This is a genomic window from Salmonella sp. SAL4457 (assembly GCF_046548235.1).
In the GTDB taxonomy this organism is placed as follows: domain Bacteria; phylum Pseudomonadota; class Gammaproteobacteria; order Enterobacterales; family Enterobacteriaceae; genus Salmonella; species Salmonella enterica.
This window is the reverse complement of record NZ_JBGDZO010000475.1, coordinates 1-273: the sequence shown is the minus strand read 5'-3', so window position 1 is coordinate 273 and position 273 is coordinate 1. Positions and strand designations below refer to the sequence as shown.

At 68.1% G+C, this 273-nt stretch carries 1 protein-coding gene; it reads right to left on the bottom strand.

Features of this window, described 5'->3' with window-relative positions; genetic code table 11:
- The coding region (locus ACLJNW_RS25115) for an aldehyde dehydrogenase family protein (RefSeq protein WP_410961344.1) at positions 1-273 on the bottom strand (273 nt) is incomplete at both ends.

Genomic DNA, 273 nt, shown 5'->3' with positions numbered 1-273 from the left:
TCCATGTGCAATGCCAGCGCCTTGCCTACCGTGTGGCCATAGCCCGGCAGCACGTTGAACACGCCTTTCGGAATGCCGGCCTCGACGGCCAGCTGGGCGATGCGGAGGGCGGTCAGCGGCGACTTCTCGGAGGGCTTGAGGATCACCGAGTTGCCGGTGGCCAGGGCCGGACCGAGTTTCCAGCAGGACATCAGCAGCGGGAAGTTCCACGGCACGATGGCGGCGACCACGCCGACCGGCTCGCGGGTCACCAGGCCCAGCTCGGCATGGGGA